The sequence below is a fragment of the Enterococcus sp. 9E7_DIV0242 genome (assembly GCF_002140975.2).
Lineage (GTDB): Bacteria > Bacillota > Bacilli > Lactobacillales > Enterococcaceae > Enterococcus_L > Enterococcus_L clewellii.
Genome location: NZ_CP147247.1, coordinates 2,098,333 through 2,117,165 on the forward strand (window position 1 = coordinate 2,098,333; position 18,833 = coordinate 2,117,165).

At 37.5% G+C, this 18,833-nt stretch carries 15 protein-coding genes, 1 tRNA gene and 1 pseudogene; 4 read left to right on the forward strand and 13 right to left on the reverse strand.

Features of this window, described 5'->3' with window-relative positions:
- Position 1 precedes the first annotated feature (1 nt).
- The 12 genes and pseudogenes from A5888_RS10035 to A5888_RS10090 all read right to left on the reverse strand — a co-directional run bounded on the left by A5888_RS10035 (position 2) and on the right by A5888_RS10090 (position 13,057).
- Entirely contained in the window at positions 2 to 2,503 is a 2,502-nt protein-coding gene (locus tag A5888_RS10035; protein WP_086349837.1) for an ATP-binding protein, read from the reverse strand.
- Positions 2,500 to 2,943 (reverse strand): TcpE family conjugal transfer membrane protein, encoded by a 444-nt coding sequence (locus tag A5888_RS10040; RefSeq protein WP_170924818.1) that lies wholly within the window; start codon positions 2,941 to 2,943, stop codon positions 2,500 to 2,502. Before A5888_RS10040 ends, A5888_RS10035 begins: the two co-directional genes overlap by 4 nt.
- Positions 2,944 to 2,954: 11 nt before the next feature.
- The gene (locus A5888_RS10045; protein WP_086349835.1) at positions 2,955 to 3,224 is read right to left on the reverse strand and encodes a TcpD family membrane protein; all 270 of its coding nucleotides are present in this window, start codon (positions 3,222 to 3,224) and stop codon (positions 2,955 to 2,957) included.
- Positions 3,225 to 3,227: 3 nt separating this feature from the next.
- The gene (locus A5888_RS10050) at positions 3,228 to 4,790 is read right to left on the reverse strand and encodes a conjugal transfer protein (protein WP_139843877.1); all 1,563 of its coding nucleotides are present in this window, start codon (positions 4,788 to 4,790) and stop codon (positions 3,228 to 3,230) included.
- A gap of 60 nt (positions 4,791 to 4,850) precedes the next feature.
- Positions 4,851 to 7,985, reverse strand: coding sequence for an isopeptide-forming domain-containing fimbrial protein (locus A5888_RS10055; protein ID WP_170924817.1), 3,135 nt, complete (start codon positions 7,983 to 7,985; stop codon positions 4,851 to 4,853).
- Between the two features lie 254 nt (positions 7,986 to 8,239).
- Entirely contained in the window at positions 8,240 to 8,698 is a 459-nt protein-coding gene (locus tag A5888_RS10060; RefSeq protein WP_249274507.1) for an EamA family transporter, read from the reverse strand.
- Between the two features lie 54 nt (positions 8,699 to 8,752).
- Positions 8,753 to 9,100 (reverse strand): annotated as a pseudogene (locus A5888_RS10065) (EamA family transporter); the annotation flags it as partial.
- A gap of 234 nt (positions 9,101 to 9,334) precedes the next feature.
- Positions 9,335 to 9,571: a hypothetical protein gene (locus tag A5888_RS10070; RefSeq protein ID WP_086349831.1), complete on the reverse strand. Its 237-nt coding sequence runs from the start codon at positions 9,569 to 9,571 to the stop codon at positions 9,335 to 9,337.
- Positions 9,572 to 10,017: 446 nt separating this feature from the next.
- Positions 10,018 to 10,090, reverse strand: a tRNA-Lys gene (locus tag A5888_RS10075).
- A gap of 211 nt (positions 10,091 to 10,301) precedes the next feature.
- Positions 10,302 to 10,433, reverse strand: a complete 132-nt coding sequence (locus tag A5888_RS10080; protein WP_086349830.1) for a FeoB-associated Cys-rich membrane protein — start codon at positions 10,431 to 10,433, stop codon at positions 10,302 to 10,304.
- Positions 10,434 to 10,438: 5 nt separating this feature from the next.
- Positions 10,439 to 12,586, reverse strand: a complete 2,148-nt coding sequence (feoB, locus tag A5888_RS10085; RefSeq protein ID WP_086349829.1) for a ferrous iron transport protein B — start codon at positions 12,584 to 12,586, stop codon at positions 10,439 to 10,441.
- 3 nt (positions 12,587 to 12,589) lie between these two features.
- Positions 12,590 to 13,057 (reverse strand): FeoA family protein, encoded by a 468-nt coding sequence (locus A5888_RS10090; RefSeq protein ID WP_086349828.1) that lies wholly within the window; start codon positions 13,055 to 13,057, stop codon positions 12,590 to 12,592.
- Between the two features lie 507 nt (positions 13,058 to 13,564).
- Here A5888_RS10090 and nrdH point away from each other — a divergent pair.
- The 4 genes from nrdH (at position 13,565) to nrdF (ending at position 17,406) form a co-directional block, all read left to right on the forward strand.
- Entirely contained in the window at positions 13,565 to 13,789 is a 225-nt protein-coding gene (nrdH, locus tag A5888_RS10095) for a glutaredoxin-like protein NrdH (RefSeq protein ID WP_086349827.1), read from the forward strand.
- 2 nt (positions 13,790 to 13,791) lie between these two features.
- Positions 13,792 to 14,169: a class Ib ribonucleoside-diphosphate reductase assembly flavoprotein NrdI gene (nrdI, locus tag A5888_RS10100; protein WP_086349826.1), complete on the forward strand. Its 378-nt coding sequence runs from the start codon at positions 13,792 to 13,794 to the stop codon at positions 14,167 to 14,169.
- On the forward strand, positions 14,150 to 16,309 hold the full coding sequence (nrdE, locus tag A5888_RS10105) for a class 1b ribonucleoside-diphosphate reductase subunit alpha (RefSeq protein ID WP_086349879.1): 2,160 nt from the start codon (positions 14,150 to 14,152) through the stop codon (positions 16,307 to 16,309). The genes nrdI and nrdE overlap by 20 nt, the downstream gene beginning before the upstream one ends.
- A 134-nt stretch (positions 16,310 to 16,443) precedes the next feature.
- A complete protein-coding gene (gene nrdF / locus A5888_RS10110) occupies positions 16,444 to 17,406 on the forward strand; it encodes a class 1b ribonucleoside-diphosphate reductase subunit beta (RefSeq protein ID WP_086349825.1) in 963 nt (320 codons plus the stop codon).
- Positions 17,407 to 17,458: 52 nt separating this feature from the next.
- Here nrdF and A5888_RS10115 read toward each other — a convergent pair whose 3' ends face one another.
- On the reverse strand, positions 17,459 to 18,565 hold the full coding sequence (locus A5888_RS10115; protein WP_086349824.1) for an AI-2E family transporter: 1,107 nt from the start codon (positions 18,563 to 18,565) through the stop codon (positions 17,459 to 17,461).
- Between the last annotated feature and the right edge of the window lie 268 nt (positions 18,566 to 18,833).

Consider the following 18,833-nt stretch of genomic DNA (forward strand, 5'->3'; position numbering starts at 1 on the left):
CTTAAATGAACATTGACTCAGCTTTGCTACTACTAGTTTCTTTCACCGTATCAAATGTCTTGCTGATTTCAGGAAAGAGACAGTGAATACTTATCTTTTGCACGTTTTTATAAGGATCAAGCATGAGACACTGACCTTTTTTCATTCCAGAAAGCCATTCTCGATTTTTTCCAATAACATCAACACCAACATGCTTCAAAATCTTGTCTTCTTCTGTCGGCTCATTAAAGGCAAAAATTGTTCCAAAATTCCCATGGTCATCTTCCGCTGCTACATCTGACACCGATTGAGTTGAATAAATCAGCATATTATTTTGACTACGACCTACTCTTTTGATTGCATTCAATATTTTCTTTCCAACAGACGAAGTATTAAAGATCCAAGCTTCCTCAAAAACTTCGACCGTCTCCTGTTCATCGTCCAGCGACCCGAACTTCTCACAGAATTTTCCCAGAGGAATCATTAAAGCCAAGCTTTTCTTCTCGCTTTGTGTATAGTAGTTCGGATCATCACTTTCCTTTGGAATCGACAACCCGAGAACGCCTATTACTGTGATTCTCTTATTAAAGTTTAATCCTTGATTCCTGCCATCACTGAATCCAAGTCGAAGAACACTTCCCTTTATCTTTTCATCTAAAAGATCTCCAATCTCACTGACTGCTTTTTCCTTATGTTTCTTTAGCAGTTTGATCACTTGGAGCATCCCTACCTTCTCTCCATTTTCTTTGCGTTCGATAACTTCCCTAATCGCCTTTGATACTTCTGACTGTCCTAAACGCGTATCATCAATATTGATGATTTGATGGATCATCGCTTCAGCAGTATCCTTCGCATCCGCTCCAGATAAAAAAGTAATTGGATCAAGCACACCCCAATTATCAGAGTTTTCCGGATCGAATGTGATTAAATGGAATTGTGAGATAAGGTCATAATAATATGGGTAGCGTTCTTTATTTTCACTATCAGCAAGAAACTTTTTATATTGTTTGATTTTTTCAGTTTTTGGATCAATAAACAATCCTTTTACATTCAGCATGGCAATAAATGTGAACAATAGACTTACAAGATATGTTTTGCCCATGCCGGTTTCACCTGTCACAGCAATATGTGGGCTAGCTGTGCCCATCCCTTCATTCCATTTGTTCGCTGTAAATGGATTGGAAAGAACAATGTTATGACTGGAATAAATAGCACTTTCTAAGCTTTTAGCTCCGGACACATGTGGATCTACACGTCCTATATACCATCCTGTATGGAAACCTATTCGTTGATCAACTGCTAAAAAATTTTCACAAAATCCTTCTATCGTTGTTGTCTGTACCCATTTTGTATCGTTTGTCTCTAAGCAGACCCCTGGAAGATTTTTATAAAATAGATACACTTGCTGAGAATGTGCCAAAGACAGATTTACTTTTTTTGTTTTAAAAAGAGAGAGCACTGTGTGAATTCTCTGCCTACACTGTTTTTCATTATCAGCATAAACAACGATGCTGCCTAACCAATTGGTAATCGCATGCTCTCTATTGACTTGTTCCTTTAAATCCTCTATAACTATCCGACTTTGAGCGATTTCACTTCCTTCTGAATTGCCGATTGCTCTTGTTTCTTTTACGACGTTTTTCAGTCTTAATGCAGAACGTCGAGCTTTTCCCTCCATCCCGAAACTGCCTTTTAGACGTTGAAATCTCAGCTTGTATCTCAGTTCCACAGGAAATGGTAGGGTTTGAATAGCTTCTGCAATGTGTAGGCCGGTTACATCCAGAGGAGTATCTGCAATTGGTAGAAAAGCGATTGTACTTTCCCCTTCTATACTTCGTAAAGTTAGCATCCCGGCTTTTGAACTGGGATCAATTATACTGTCTGTCATGTTTTCAAAAGTGACAGTTTTTACTTCATTTGACGTACAGGGCATGTTTCGAATAAAATTTAGACGGTTCAAATAATACATTTCATTTTCTGACAGCCCTTCTCCTTGAAACAAACTCATCTTTCCTAATACAAGTTTTTGTACCTCTTTTACTGAGTCAAACACTTCCTCGCTATCATCCAATTGATAACCAATTCTGCTCATGATATTTTGCTGTACACTTCTATATGATTGCTTGATTCCTTCACGAATTGATTCTACCTCAAACTGAGATTTTAGAGGGATGCCTATAATCCATTCATAAGTATAAATCATGCCCATTTCTGCTTGAAGAATATTGACAGTCTTTTCAGCATAATGATTCGCAGTCTCCATACATTCACTACTAAAAGATTTAGACAGTTCTTCAAAACGTTCCTTCAAACTCATTTCTTTCGGAATCATCAAAATATCAATATTCAGGTATTCCTGCAATTCAGTGAGCAAATGTTGAAATTTCAGCTTTAGCTCTTCCTTTTTTCGATCTGAGGTTGGGGGGACACTGATTGAACGTATTCGATAATATGCCCATACTTCATTCTTGTCTGTATACATCATATTATTCCTAATATTTTTTAATGGAAATCGTAATTTCATTTCTGCACTCCTTGATCCTCCAATTTAGAAAAATTTAAGGTCGTTCCTATCTGGATTTTTTCAAAAACGACCAGCTCTTCAACATTTCTGACGGTCTCATTTTGATTGATGACTCTTTTTCTGATTTTGAAGTTGATCATATAAAAAAGATAATCGATAACATATACAGGTATCTTCAAGCCATCAGGTTCTACTTGCTCCCAAAGCATCACCGCGCCAATCGGAATCAACAAATATCCAGCGAAACTTAATCCCTTTACCAGACCTAACAACCACATAAGCGGACGAAAAACAGTAAACAAAAGTACGAGCGTTCCACCAAATACTATGATTTTTGTTAACTCAATTGGATTTTCTAATGTAAAACCACGCCAAAGCTTCTGAATCATAAATGGTAGTAATAATGCTTTTTTATAATTGTACAATCCTTTTTTTTGCATCCTTCTCGCCATCATCCTCCGAATATTTTCTTGAATAATTCGCCGATTCCATTAAAGATCGCAGCTGGATCATTCGCCATAAAAAAGATGAATGCCGCAACAACAATGACCCCAATCAATGGACCTATCTGCTGTTTTGCTGCTAGGATGATACATAAGACTAATGTCACTAGACCGATTCCAATTTGGACCTCTGTTGTAAAGTAATTGCTCAATCCAGACAAGCTTGGTAGTGCACCTAGTATTAGCTTTTCTCCAATACTCTGCAGGTTATTGTTCATTTTCTAAAGACCTCCTAAATTGTGCACCAATTTATGTGCTCGAAATTGATTTGTTTCTTCTACCAGCATTATTGAAAATGCTTCTTTATGAAGTAGCCCTGAATCCTTCTCATTAAATTGAACTTGGGTATAAACAATAATTGAGTTTTCTCGAAAATATGCCTCGACTGATTCGATCTCAACCAATTGATAGTTACCTCCCATCGCCTCAACCTCATCCATCAAGTAAGATAGCTCTTCTTTGCTTCCACTAGCATATTTTTCAAAAAAGATTGTAAGAAATCGTTTTACTTCCTCTAGCTTTTCTCCATCGACAGCCAAGTTCGCGTCTTCTTTTTTTCGAACACCGGCATCTTCAAGATGACTAACCAGCTGTTCACTGAAATAGGGATATGAAATAATGGAGAAGCTTCTATCCTGCTGGATGAAGTCAATTGACAGAAATGAAGTATATTGCTTTTTTTGATATTCTACAAAGGTTTCAACAACACCTGTTCCCTCTTGCTCTCTGGTTTGCTCTACCGGTATTTCCAATGAATAGATCACCTTATAATATGCAGTCGAATACACATCTTTGTGTACCACATTTGCAAGCTCACTAGAAATAAGTGTCCGCTTGACCATTGAGATTTCTCGATCTAAAGATACTTCTTCCGAAAAGAATGTATTCAACGTTTCAACGCGCTCATCCATTGATGAACTATCATTAGACAGAGGTATATAGTATTCAATGAATGTTTGCATAAAGAGGTTCATCTCATACGGATATTGAGCAACAGTAGTCTTTTCCATTCTTGAATCCGATGCCATCATTTCTTTTTGACCACTCTCTAGTTGATTGATTCTACCATCGAACATAATTGTTCGAATTAAGGCAATCATGCCACTTGCCAAAACAAAAACTATTGCAATGAGAAACAACTGATTAAACGTCTTACTCTTCATCTTCTTAACGGTCGGTCTTTTGATTTTTTTTACTTTCGAAAATATTTTCTTTTTTGGCTTCTCTTCTGACAACGCTTCTTCAAGTTCAACTCTTGTTTCAGCAACATGGCTCACAGGTATCTGTTGTTCAAAATCATGTATCTCTTCTATTTCAAAAAAGTCTGTTGACTGCTCAGGCTCTTTCGTTTGGCTCTCACTTACAGAAGAATCAACAAACAGCTTTCTTTGAAGAAAATCAATTTGGTTGATGTTTCTACGGTTTATATAATGCTCCCCTGCTTCATCCATGATCAAAAGCTCGTGGTCATTCACATAAAAGCGATCGTTCAAAATAAACTCTTTCGTCAAACTATCATCATAAGAGTAAAAATCATATTCCTTTGGTGTGTCATTTTCAAAATAAATTGTCAGTTTATACCAATTTGTTCGATCTCCCTTTTCCAAAAACAACTCATCTGTCCATTCATGTATGGCAGTCTCGCTATATTTATCTGTTTCTGGCATAGTTGCACTTTCTTTTCCAATCAGTCGACTCTTTGATCGTTTCAAGGTAAAAATTGTACCCATGTATCCAATAAACAGAACAAACAAGCCTCCTATCAGCAACAATTGTACCGTCAATTTTATTCCTCACTTTCCGGAGTTTTTGGACCATGAATGAGCTGTACTCTAGCCACAGCTTTATATCCTCTCTTTCTTCGTATACTTATAGGCAATGACAAACAGTACTAAGGCTATTCCTAAAAGACTGCTTAGCCTTAAAATCTCTCCTGTTTCCGGAAGCCTACCAAATGGTTTTTCTCCCATACTTAGTGGTTTTAAGGTAACGATATTAGAAGGTGTTTCTTTCCCATTAACAAGTAATTGCAGTTGATTTTTAAATGTCTGGCCTTGGTGGTCAGCAGCATATTTATAGGTAGTCGTAATCATCCAACATAATGTGCTTCGTTCAATTTTTTCAGCATATTCAGTGTGTATAGTTAAATCAATTTGCTGACCGTTAACAGAAACAGAACTATGCTTTGTGATATCTCGCCCTTCTTCATCGTAGACATTTGAGCTGACATAAGTAAATCCTGTTGGTAAGCGATCAGTGATTTGCAACGGGCTTTTTTTCTCATTGTCGCCAACATAAGCAAGTCCTTTGAATACAATGTTTTCCTCTGCTTTCAAAAGATCATAGTGCTCGACTTCCTTACCATCCTCTTTAACGATTGACTTTACAATACTATTTTCGGTAATTTTTCTATTCTTTATCGGTAACATTTCTGTAGATTCAGGTAATACTTCAGGTTCAGCTTCTTTTGATAGGTAGCTCTTATTCGACTTGTTTTCTGTAAAACCATTTTCAAATAATTGAATTTCATGCACAGGTTCATTCGTAACTGGATTATAAATAAACGGAAACTGCTCTGTGTTGAGTTGGTATCCGGCTTTAGTAGAGATTTCCTGGACATAGTATTGCTGTCCTGAAATTAGAATACCTTTGTATGCTCCGATGCCCTTTTTTATTTCGATTGTAGATACTAATGTATCTGCCTTGATTATCAGATCTTCCACCTTATAATCCTTTGCATGATACAGACCAAAAGTAGCACCATCTGACGCCTCAAACAATTCATTTTCCTGTTCAAACACTTTATTGATAATAATTTCCACTTCTTGTAGTTCATTTTCTTGATTCGCAGTGGCTTTTAACTCAGTGCTGCTATTAGCTTTCAAGGCAACGATAATCGGCTCCATATCTAGCTGAATACCAGCTGGTGCAGCAACTTCCACAAAGGAATATTCTCCTGGATAAAGATTCTTTATAGTTGCCTGTCCTTTCTCATTCGTCGTAATCTTTCCATAGTCCTGTCCCGTTTTCGCGATTACTTCTCCGTTTGGAAGTATAATATCTTTATGTGCATTTACCTGATAAGTAACACCTTCTTGTGGCCGCTTTTCCCAAATCAGCGGGTCTTCTTCAATCGACTTTTCTTTTGTTTCCTTGATACCAACCAGTTGCTTTGTTACTTTATTGATCGTGATCGATCCTTTAGGTAATTTTGTCGTGTTCTCTACTTCGTTGGTTTTCTGTGATTGTTTGTTAATTGAGGTACTGCCGCTATTTTCAATTCTCTCTTTATCGCCAATTTCTTGGTTCACTTTCGTTTTGATTTGAAGAGTATAGGTTTCATTCTTCATCGTCATATTTTTTAAAAATGCCGCGTCCCCAGTAAAAATGACTGTATGACTGTTTTTGTCATAGCTGATTTTCTCTGCTTTGATTTCCTTACCATCCTTTAAGATTTTCGCAGATAAAAACGATACTTGTGAAGGCAACGGATCATTAAAAGAAAATTCCGTGTATTTAGATGTAGTATCTTTATTTAACTCATTTACGGGTTGATCAATTTCATATATCAGAACCTCTCCTTGAAGAACTTCTTTCTTATTGATATCCTTACCATTTTCATCAACAACTCGCTTAATTGGTTTCGGAAGCTTGGATTGAGGAATTTCTGTTACTGTAGTATTTGATTCTTTTGCAGTTCCATCAATGGTTACCTGCGCTGTATTATTCAATAGAACCATACCATCAGAAAATGACAGTACTATATCCTTCCCAATTTTTGCATGAATCACTGTTGTATAGTAATGGTTATAAAAATTTGCACTTTTTAATGTAGCTTCTTTAGCTGTATAACTTACTACATTGTCGGCTATAGATAAATCAAATAACTCCTTACAGTCCTTCCCCGTTTCGTCTTCGATAGTAACTTTTTGAACCTCGAATATCGGGTCTAAAATATCTTTGAACTTATAGCTTTTATAATGGAAGTCTTCATATTCATCTGGTACTTGATGAACAACTGTATAAATTTGCGTCTCATTACGATCGATCAACGTATTCTTATCAAGTAGCGTTTCATCTGAATCACTATTCTTTTTTACAGGTGATAATGTTTCTGTTTTCAAAGGTTTTTTTGCAATATAGCCAAAGTACGCTCCTTGGTATCCGGTATCACCTATATGATCTTTTTCAAAATTCAATGTTTCATAATCCCAACCTAACAATGTTTTGTCCACACACCATTTGAATCGAAAAGAATTCTGCTCACTATAAAGAAATGTAAACGTAGCAAACAAGTCTTCATTTTCAGCACCGGTGCCCGTACTGTCAAAAAATTTATACTCTCCATTGATGTTTTCATAATTGATCCAATTATCAGTAGCGGCAACATAAATTTTATCAATAGCATTTGTTGTTTCTTTAGAAAATTGTACCCCTTGTCCGGCATCAATATCATTGATTGTCATAAATCCCGATACTTTAACCGGCAAACCTGTTGCATGGTCAATGAACTCCCATAACTGATCAACAAATTCGTATCCTTGGGCAAAATGGCTGATATCCTCTTTGGAATAGGAGATATACCCCTGATATTTTGAAAATTGATGCCAGTCTTTGATAGTGATCTTCAAATCAATTGTTTTACCATCATAGCTCCCGACATTTGAGTATATTACCCCATTCTTTCCTTTTAGATCAGCAGTTGGGCGCATAGAGAAATAACCTTCCTCTTTTCCGTCTCCCCATATGTTTTTTGTATTGCTCCACCCTGTTCCAAAAGTGCTGACCTTCGTCACTCCATTTGTGTACTTCGCAATAAAGCTGTACTTGCTTGAGATGACTTCCGAATTGTTGGGAATCGAAACATTAGGCGCATCTAAGATAGATGCTGCATCAACTACTCTTCCGCCTGCCCCCATACCAAATAACAAAAATAATAATCCGAAAAAAATCTGATAAAGCTTGTTTCTATTGTTCACACTGGTCCCCTCTTTTCTCATGCTTAATCGTTTCAGTCTTTTCTTATCAAATCCATTGGAAATAAAACTGACTTCTAATGTTTCTTAGTAAAATCTCCTCTCGTTAATAAAGTACTAAAATTTTGCTATTCTTCATTTTTTCTCTCAGTCATTTCTATGTAATTTTTCCAAAATAAAAAAGCTTCACAGAACTTATACGTTGTGTATAAATTCTATGAAGCTTTTCGATTGTATTCTGTTTTATGATTCTTTATCTAGCCAACTACCATACAGAGTGTACCAATAACAATCAATATCAATCCCAGCATAGCCTTTATCGTTAATTTTTCTCTAAAGATAAGGTACGCAAAAAATACCGTGACCACAATACTTAATTTATCAATAGCAACAACCGTGCTTGTTTGTCCATCCTGTAATGCGCGATAATAGCACAACCAAGATGCTCCTGTAGCCAAACCTGATAAAAAGATGAAAAAGAGTTCTCGTTTGTTAATCCTTTTCATTTTTACACTTTTTTTCGTAAAGAAAACCATTAACCAAGCCATAATTAAAACAACCGTTGTTCGTATTGCCGTACCCAAATTAGATTCTACGCCGTCAATTCCAATTTTTCCTAACACTGTCGTCAAACTAGCAAAGAGTGCTGAAACGCCCGCATAAAGAACCCAAGATTTATTTTTTACACTATTTTCAACTGATTGCTTTTTCACCATCATTAAGGTTCCACAAGCAATCAAAATAATCGCCGTTGATTTCATTATAGTCAACTGCTCGCCTAAAAAAATGAACGCGAACACTAAAGTAAGCACTATACTCGATTTATCAATAACAGCTACCTTGTTTACTTCACCTATCTGAAGCGCTCGAAAATAACATAGCCATGACGCCCCTGTAGAGATTCCTGATAAGATTAGAAATGCCCATGTGCGAACAGATAGTTCTGATAATGTACTCTGAGATTCAACAATTAGAACCATCAGCCATGAAAGAATCAGCACAACAATCGTTCGAAGTGCCGTTGCTAATGTTGAATTTGTTTCTTTAATTCCAGCTTTTGCTAATATAGATGTGAACCCTGCAAACAACGCTGAAAGAGCTGCATAAATAATCCACATACTTCCTCCCAGTATCACAGAAGCATCTTTCGCTTCCGCATTTCCTTCTATTTAATGATAGCACAGGAAAACTCTTAAAAAATTCCATATGTCAAAAAAAGCCGCAAAGTCAAAAGAGCATTTGCCTGCAGATACCACTCATTTAAAAGAGAGAAAAGTCATTTTCTCAACTTTTCTCTCTTTTTTATATCACAATACTCTTTAATGCTTCATAGATTATTCGCTTACTAATATTTAATCCCCTACATCAAAAGCCTTTTTCACAATAAATGCCGTTCCATCATCAGAACCTTCTTTGACATCTGAAATATCGAACAGCAAATGCTCTCCATTTTCTGGATCTTCCACAACAATCAGCTGCCCTTTCAGCTTTCGATTATCGTACTCGATTTGGGCCATTCTCATTAATTCCTTTTCGTCTTTGCTTGCAGCAATTGCATTCCCTAGATTAAAAAAGATTGTTTCTTCCATGAGTAATCCCTCCTGTCTTTGTACTTCTATTTTACCATGCCAGGAGAAATGTAGCAGTTTATATGTGGTACTAATCAGAACTTACCAAAAAAATTATTTCATCTACTGGATGCACACACAGGAAGTAGCTCTCTTTTTTTTTCTAGTTTATCACTCGTTCTAATCGATTGAACAATACCAGTAATCATACCTTCAAAAGAAAAAAAGATCTCTCAGCGATTTTCATTAGAATAGGGCAACTAAGTGTTTATTCTCTCTCGTAAGTAACATAGGAGGAATAAATTGAATCCCATACTATGAAATAGTTTCTATAAACCAACATATAAAATAAGTAGGCATTTTTAGTCATTGAACATTTGCCAAACAAAAAAAAGAGAATGCGCATTCCGTCTTCGAAACGTCCGAAGACGCCGACAGAATACCATTCTCGTGGGTTTGGCACCCAATGGGACGTGAGGGGCTCGAACCCGCGACCCGCTGATTAAGAGTCAGCTGCTCTACCAACTGAGCTAACGTCCCAAACAATACTTTACTATTGTAGCACCAGAGTCTTACATATTCAAGTGAAATATTAGATAAATTTCAATCCAACATTCCTCTCATGTTTTCTGTCTCTTTTACCTACTACTCGTCCTATCTTAAGCGAGGCAACAAGGATTATCAAGCATCGACTTGTTGCTCGCTCTTGTCTTTCTTTTGGCGGCTACAGTGCCATTTTATTGTTTGATTCTTAAGATTCCTGTTCTTTCTTTACCGGACAGGTTGTATGACAGTCAGAGCAATTCTGCCCTTTTTTGATTCGAGCGTACACGACATAGCCGGCACTGCCAAAAATAATCATACTTAAAATAATTGTTGCCATTTCATCTATCCTCTTTCTACTGCTGTAAGAATCGGCAGTTCTTGATCTATAGTTTTTGGTTTTCGCACGAGCATGTAGATGATACCTGCAATCAGCGCTACGGCAATCGCTGTATTTACACCAAATGTCCCTTGTTCAAATACAACATGACCAATTTGATAAATGATGAAGCTGACTACATAAGCCAACCCACACTGATAACCAATTGCTCCAGCTAGCCATTTCAAATCTGGTAGCTCTCGACGAATCGCACCAATCGCGGCAAAGCAAGGCGCGCATAATAGATTGAATGCCAAGAATGAATAGGCAGCGACAGGTGTAAAGGCCGTCTGAAGTAAAGTCCAATATTCTTGCCCATTTTCAGAAACTTCTTCAAGATTCCCAAATAATATGCCAAAGGTACCAATCACATTTTCTTTCGCAACCAAACCTGTAATTGTCGCCACTGCGCCACGCCAGTTACCCCAACCCAAAGGAGCAAAAATCGGTGCAATGATTCGACCAAGACCGGCAAGAATACTATTTTCTCCATCGGCTTCCTGTAATGTAAGTGTGTAGGTTGACGTAAACCAGATAATGATACTCGACACAAAAATAATCGTTCCAGCTTTTTTAGCAAAAGCTTTGCTTCTATCGTAAGAATAACGTAGGACATTTTTTAAGTGGGGCATGTGGTAAGCTGGTAGTTCCATGATAAATGGCGCTGGATCACCTGAAAACAGCTTCGTTTTCTTTAAAGCAATCCCAGAAAGAACAATGGAGCCTATCCCCAGAAAATAGGCAGACGGTGACACCCAACTGCTATTTGGAAAAAATGCACCAGCAATCAATGCGATGATGGGTAGTTTTGCCGAGCAGGGCATAAATGTTGTAACCATAATCGTCATATGACGGTCTTTTTCATTTTCAATCGTCCGACTTGCCATAATTCCCGGTACGCCACAGCCTGTAGCAATCAACATAGGAATAAAAGATTTACCTGACAAGCCAAATTTTCTGAAAAGTCGATCCATGACAAAGGCTATTCTCGCCATATACCCGCAATCCTCTAAGAAACCAAGACATAGGAATAATACAGCTAGCTGTGGCAAGAAGCCCAAAACAGCGCCAACACCTGCAATAATCCCATCTAAAATCAAGCTCTGCATCCAACTAGCAACTTGCCAACTTTCAAGTAATGAGCCAACTGCTGAAGGAATGATCGCCCCGAATAGCTCCTCGTTTACCCAATCAGTCATCATTACCCCGACGGTTTGAATCGAAAGATAATAGATGAACCACATGATGACTGCAAAAATTGGCAGAGCCAACCAGCGATTCGTTACGATTTGATCAATTTTATCACTGAACTTCAAAGTGATTTCATCTTTTTCTATAGCACACAATGCAATCAAGCGCGCAATGAATTCATAACGCTCATTAATGACAATTGTCTCACTGTCATCGCCAAAGATCTTTTCAGTAATTTGAATAATTTCTTCTACTTCTTTTTTCTGCTCTGTACTTATCGCTAGTTTTTCAGTAATGTGGATATCTCTTTCAAATAATTTGATGCTATAAAATCGGGCCTGACTCTTTGGCACAATAAAACCAATAACTTCACTAATTTCATTCAAAGCTGTTTCTAACCGCTTGTCATATTGTGGATAGTGAATTTCTTGTTTACTCTTCTTAAGCTGCAACGCTTTTTCAACTGCCTCATCCAGGTTTCTCTTTTTTATCGCGCTGATACCAATAACTTCTGTATCCAGACTATAGGCCAGTTTTTCAAAGTTGATTTGCTTGCCCGTCTTTTCAACAATATCCATCATATTCAAACATAAAACAGTTGGAATTCCTGATTCAATCAGCTGTGTCGTCAGATAGAGGTTTCTCTCGAGATTTGTCGCATCAATCACATTCATGAGTACGTCCGGCTGTTCTTCCAGCAAATAATCACGGGCAATCACTTCTTCCGGTGTATAAGGAGACAGCGAATAGATACCAGGCAAATCTTGAATCAAAACGGCTTTATCCTTTTTCCATTTTCCTTCTTTACGCTCAACAGTGACCCCCGGCCAATTCCCTACATATTGGCTAGCTCCGGTCAGGCCATTGAACGCCGTCGTCTTCCCACTATTGGGATTTCCTGCTAATGCTACTTTACACCCCATACCTTACCCCTCTTTCTTTACCAGAACCAGTTCGGCTTCATTTTTTCTCAAGGTCAATTCATAGCCTCTAAGATTGATCTCAATCGGATCGCCTAATGGTGCACGTTTACGAATCAAGAGCTCTGCATTTCTTGTCAATCCCATGTCCATCAGGCGACGACGGACAGCTCCTTTACCATACACACTGATCACCTTTGCTCGTTCTCCAACCTCTAAGAGGTCTAAAGACAACCAACTTTCTTCCGACTCCATTTCCTCACTGACCATGATTCGCTTCAATATAGCACTATCCAATGCCAATCTGCTGCTATGTAAAACAACAATTCCGTTTCCTTTAGCATAACTCACCAATGCTATCTTTGTGCCAACCAGTAAACCTAAATCATTCAAGTGCCGCTTCATGTCTTCTGAAACATCCAACATTTTTACCGTGTACACCTTGTTTAACTCTGCGCCTGTCAAAGCAATCATGAGTAGCCTCCTTCTTTTTGAGCGAAACCAAGTGAATCCCTCCTCAGTTTCTTCTATATATAGTGATACTTATTTGTTTCAATTTTCCAGTCCATTTTCCCACTTCTATTTTGTGAAAAAGTTTCAACCTTTTCATCAACGAAAATGAGAATCATTATCAATAAGAATACTCCTAGAATAAAGGGTTGTCAATGCTCTTTCGGTTGAAAAACAGGAAAACGGAGCATTCTTTCTAAAAATTGTGTCTCAATCAAAAATAGCCCCTATATCTTGTGTTCTTCCCTTAGGAAAATTCTGCAAAAAAATTTTATTTTCTCTATTTATAAACGAAAAATCTTATGCTTTCCTGCATAAACTCTTGTAGCCATTGGTTTTCATAAAAATTAAAAAAACACAAAACATAGTATCTACATCAAAAAGCGACCACAATATGTAGTGCTTAAGTGTTGACTTTTTTTTAAAGAGATTTATACTAGTGAATGTAGATTAAACGAGGGGGAAAAAACAATGAACGTAAAAATCTTTTCTAAAAATAATTGTATCCAATGCAACATGGCGAAGCGCTTTTTAAATGAAAATCACATTCCTTATGAGGAAGTAAATATCGATAGTCAGCCTGAAATGATCGACTGGTTGAAAGAGCAAGGCTTCCAAAGCGTGCCTGTCATTACTTCTGATGCAGCAACAGTTGTAGGATTCCGTCCTGACCAATTAAAACAATTGGCGAACTAATGATGAAAATTGTCTATTTTAGTGTAACCGGACAAACAAGACGCTTTATAAAAAAATTGGATTTGCCAGCTTATGAGATTGAGCCTGCGAATCCTTTTTTTGAGATAAATGAGCCGTTCCTCTTGATTGTTCCTACCTATGATATTGAAATCACAGAAGTCGTAAATGATTTTCTGGATCATAAAAATAATAAAGAGTACCTCCGTGGTGTAGCAGGCGGCGGCAACCGAAATTTTGCTGATCTGTTTGTCTATACAGCGAAAGATATTGCCAGAGATTACCATGTACCCCTTGTGTTCTCCTTTGAATTCAGCGGTACATCCGAAGATGTTGAATCCTTTAAGAAAGTAGTGAGTGAATTTGAGTCTGAAAGAAATTAAAGATGTCAGTTATTTCAAATTGAATAATGAAATCAATCGTCCGGTCAATGGACAGATTCCACTGAACAAGGACCAAGAAGCCTTGAAGGCTTTTTTTAATGAGAATGTTTTGCCTAATACAAAGAAATTTGCAACGGCTACAGAAAAAATACATTTTTTAACTGAAAATGAGTACATCGAAAAGCCATTTATCCAAAAATATTCTATTGCATTTATTGAACGTCTTTATCAATTTCTTGATGAACAAAATTTCCAATTTAAGTCTTTCATGGCTACCTATAAATTCTATTCTCAATATGCATTGAAAAATAATGCCGGAACAGAATACCTTGAAACCTATGAAGATCGTGTGGCATTCAATGCACTGTATTTTGCAGATGGAAACGAAGAATTGGCATTGACACTTGCTGATGAAATGATCCACCAACGCTACCAACCGGCAACACCTTCTTTCTTGAATGCGGGTAGACAACGTCGTGGTGAATTGGTTTCCTGTTTCTTGATCCAAGTAACAGATGACATGAACAGTATTGGTCGTTCGATCAACTCTGCATTGCAGCTTTCACGAATTGGAGGCGGTGTGGGTATCACACTTTCTAATTTGCGTGAAGGTGGCGCACCAATCAAAGGCTACGAAGGGGCAGCTAGTGGTGTGGTTCCTGTTATGAAGCTTTTTGAAGATAGCTTTAGTTATTCAAACCAGCTTGGGCAACGTCAAGGAGCCGGCGTGGTTTACTTGAATGTTTTCCATCCAGATATCGAAATGTTTTTATCAACAAAGAAGGAAAATGCGGATGAAAAAATTCGTGTGAAAACTCTATCATTAGGCGTTCTTGTTCCAGATAAATTTTATGAGCTAGCACGTAAAAATGAAGATATGTACCTATTCAGTCCATATAGCGTGGAAAAAGAATATGGTGTACCTTTCTCTTATATCGATATTACAGAAGAATATGACAACCTAGTTGCTAATCCAAATATCCGTAAAAAGAAAATCAAAGCGCGTGACTTGGAAAATGAAATTTCTAAATTGCAGCAAGAATCAGGCTATCCTTATATCGTCAATATAGATACAGCAAACAAGCAAAACCCAATTGACGGAAAAATCATCATGAGTAACCTATGTTCAGAAATCTTGCAAGTACAAACACCTTCTGTTATCAATGGAAAACAGGAATACGAGGTACTTGGAACAGATATCAGTTGTAATCTAGGTTCAACAAATATTGTTAACTTGATGGAAAGTCCTGACTTTGGTAAATCTGTTCGTGCCATGACGCGTGCATTGACATTTGTTACAGATTCTTCTGAAATTGATGTGGTTCCTACGATTCAAAACGGCAATAAGCTCAGTCATACGATTGGTTTAGGTGCTATGGGTCTGCATACCTTCTTTGCGAAAAATCATATGATGTATGGTTCTGAAGAATCCTTGGATTTCACAAATATCTATTTCATGTTGTTGAACTACTGGACCTTAGTAGAAAGCAATAACATTGCTAGAGAATATAAAAAATCATTCCATAACTTTGAAAAATCTGCTTATGCAGATGGAACTTACTTTGATAAATATACAGATGGAAGCTTTACGCCTCAATTTGATAAAGTAAAAGAATTGTTTGGCGATATCTTTATTCCAACAGCAGAGGACTGGAAACAGCTGCGTGATGCTATTATGACTGACGGTTTATATCATCAAAATCGTTTAGCAGTTGCACCAAATGGCTCTATCTCTTATATCAATGATACAAGTGCCAGCATCCACCCTATCACGCGAATGATTGAAGAACGCCAAGAAAAGAAAATTGGGAAAATTTACTACCCTGCAGCTTATCTGGCAAATGACACGATTCCTTACTACACCTCTGCCTATGATATGGATATGCGTAAAGTCATTGATGTTTACGCGACTGCCCAACAGCATGTGGACCAAGGAATGAGCCTGACATTGTTCATGCGTTCAGAAATACCGGAAGGCCTTTATGAATGGAAAGAGGGCACAAAACAGACAACTAGAGATCTGAATATCCTGCGTCATTACGCTTTCCACAAGGGGATCAAATCAATATACTACGTACGGACCTTTACAGAGGATTCCGAAGAAATCGGAAGCAATCAATGTGAAAGCTGTGTGATTTAACGTTTAGGGATTGCTCGCTATATACAATCTACTCCCTAAATGTAGCAACCCATAGGTTAAAAGTGGGCTCCTCAAAATAGGCTGCTCCGCTTTTGACTGCTCACAGGACCTCTGAAGAGAAAGGAAGAAATAAAATGGCAACTTATTATGAAGCGATCAACTGGAACGAGATCGAAGATATCATCGATAAATCAACTTGGGAAAAACTGACAGAACAATTCTGGTTAGATACGCGTATTCCTTTGTCCAATGACTTGGATGACTGGCGTACACTCTCTGACATGGAAAAGCAAACTGTCGGTTATGTGTTTGGTGGCCTAACATTACTTGATACGGTCCAATCCGAAAGTGGAATGGATCAACTAAGAAAAGACGTGCGTACCCCCCATGAAGAAGCCGTGCTAAACAATATTCAATTCATGGAATCTGTTCATGCAAAAAGCTATTCTTCTATTTTCAGTACACTGAATACAAAAAAGGAAATCGAAGATATTTTTGAATGGACAAATACAAATGTTTACCTGCAGAAAAAAGCAGAAAGAATCAATGAAATTTATAAAAATGGAACACCCTTAGAGAAAAAAGTAGCCAGTGTCTTCTTAGAAACTTTTCTTTTCTATTCCGGCTTTTATACGCCGCTTTATTATTTAGGGAACAACAAGCTGGCAAATGTAGCTGAAATAATCAAGCTGATCATACGTGATGAATCTGTGCATGGTACCTATATCGGCTACAAGTTCCAGTTGGGCTTCAACGAGCTGTCTGAAGAGGAACAAGAAGCGATGAAAGCATGGATGTATGACCTTCTCTATGAGCTGTACGAAAATGAAGAGCGTTATACAGAGGAATTGTATGATGAACTTGGTTGGACAGAGGAAGTTAAAACCTTCTTACGCTACAATGCGAATAAAGCATTGATGAATCTCGGCATGGATCCTATGTTTGGAGATACTGCTAATGACGTCAATCCAATCGTTATGAACGGATTATCTACAGGAACAAGCAACCATGATTTCTTCTCTCAAGTAGGGAATGGGTATCTGCTTGGACAAGTGGAAGCGATGAAAGATGACGACTATTTAATTGGACTGGATTAATGAAATCGAAAAGCTCAGTATGGGAGAAAATCCTCCGAATACTGAGCTTTTTCTATTTCTCTATCTCTATCGAACTTTCTTTTCTCAACAGATAAATTTTACGTACATTCAATACTAATGTTTTAATCACTGCATATACCGGAATACAGATCAGCATACCGATAATTCCACCAATACTACCTGCTGCAATCAGCACTAAAATGATCGTTAACGGATGAACACTTAACGACTTACCCATTAACAGTGGCTTAATCAGATTCCCATCTAATTGCTGAATGACAAGTATCGCAATTGCTCCATATAGCGCCTGTAACGGAGAAACAAATATCCCGACTAGAATAACCGGTACTGCCCCGATAAATGGCCCTACATATGGAATAATATTGGTCACACCACAGAAAACAGCTAAAAGCATACTATAAGGCTGATTCAACAAGGATAAAGCGATAAAGCTCATGATACCGATGATCAACGCATCCAAAATTGTACTGCTGATATACGCGGATAATGTCTGATTCATTTCCTTTACCGTTTCACGCAATTCTTTACGGATACTCTTCGGGAAAAATTTAGATACAGCATCAAGAAATTTATGCCCGTCTTTAAACATAAAGAAAAGGATGAAGGGAACTGTGAACAACAAAACAAAGAATTTCATCAAAGCTCCAACAATCGTTGACAGGCTATTCGTCACGCCAACGATCGCAACATTCAAAATATTACTGATGGTTATGTTTGCCTGTGCTAATTCTTCCTGAAGATTAAAGCTTCGCAGCTCCTCACGTTGACTTAAATCAACTAACCAGTTATTGATCCCTTCTGCATACATCGGAATTGACTCGCTCAACTCAAGAAATTGATTCACCAACTGCGGAACCACATTCATCACAACTAAAGCAATCAAAATGACCAAAACAATCAGCGTAATAAAAAATCCAACTAGTCGAGGAATCTTATGCTTCTCCAAAAAAAGAACGATGGGATCAAACATGTAATAAAAGAAGCCAGCAACAAGTAAAGGCAGAAACAACGCTGAAACCATGCCAATGACCGGTGCGAAAATATTTGGCATCTGCATTAAAAAGAAGATACCAATAATCGTTAAAACTATTTCTACTGTCCAAAACAACAACTTGGACTGCTTAAACAAAGAACCCATTTAACCAAACCCTTCTCAACCATAATATATAAATTTTACTAAATAAACGAACCAATCCTATTATTTCCCACCACTGCAACAATCAGTATATACTTTTGGTGAAAAATGTAGCAGGACATACATAGCTTCATTTTATCATTATATTCTGTTATTAAATACGTCTGTCTTCAATTTTTCAGCAGAGCTTACAAAAAAATTATAGTCTTCACTAAATAATTGCTTGCTTTTCACTTATCTGCCTGTACAAAAAAGAACAGAAGCGAAATAG

Excerpts from the sequence above, each read along its gene's own strand:
- A5888_RS10035 (WP_086349837.1), bottom strand. The coding sequence starts at position 2,503 with ATGAAATTACGATTTCCATTAAAAAATATTAGGAATAATATGATGTAT.
- A5888_RS10040 (WP_170924818.1), bottom strand. The coding sequence starts at position 2,943 with ATGCAAAAAAAAGGATTGTACAATTATAAAAAAGCATTATTACTACCA.
- A5888_RS10045 (WP_086349835.1), bottom strand. The coding sequence starts at position 3,224 with ATGAACAATAACCTGCAGAGTATTGGAGAAAAGCTAATACTAGGTGCA.
- A5888_RS10060 (WP_249274507.1), bottom strand. The coding sequence starts at position 8,698 with ATGGTGAAAAAGCAATCAGTTGAAAATAGTGTAAAAAATAAATCTTGG.
- A5888_RS10070 (WP_086349831.1), bottom strand. The coding sequence starts at position 9,571 with ATGGAAGAAACAATCTTTTTTAATCTAGGGAATGCAATTGCTGCAAGC.
- A5888_RS10080 (WP_086349830.1), bottom strand. The coding sequence starts at position 10,433 with ATGGCAACAATTATTTTAAGTATGATTATTTTTGGCAGTGCCGGCTAT.
- feoB (WP_086349829.1), bottom strand. The coding sequence starts at position 12,586 with ATGGGGTGTAAAGTAGCATTAGCAGGAAATCCCAATAGTGGGAAGACG.
- A5888_RS10090 (WP_086349828.1), bottom strand. The coding sequence starts at position 13,057 with ATGATTGCTTTGACAGGCGCAGAGTTAAACAAGGTGTACACGGTAAAA.
- nrdH (WP_086349827.1), top strand. The coding sequence starts at position 13,565 with ATGAACGTAAAAATCTTTTCTAAAAATAATTGTATCCAATGCAACATG.
- nrdI (WP_086349826.1), top strand. The coding sequence starts at position 13,792 with ATGAAAATTGTCTATTTTAGTGTAACCGGACAAACAAGACGCTTTATA.
- nrdF (WP_086349825.1), top strand. The coding sequence starts at position 16,444 with ATGGCAACTTATTATGAAGCGATCAACTGGAACGAGATCGAAGATATC.
- A5888_RS10115 (WP_086349824.1), bottom strand. The coding sequence starts at position 18,565 with ATGGGTTCTTTGTTTAAGCAGTCCAAGTTGTTGTTTTGGACAGTAGAA.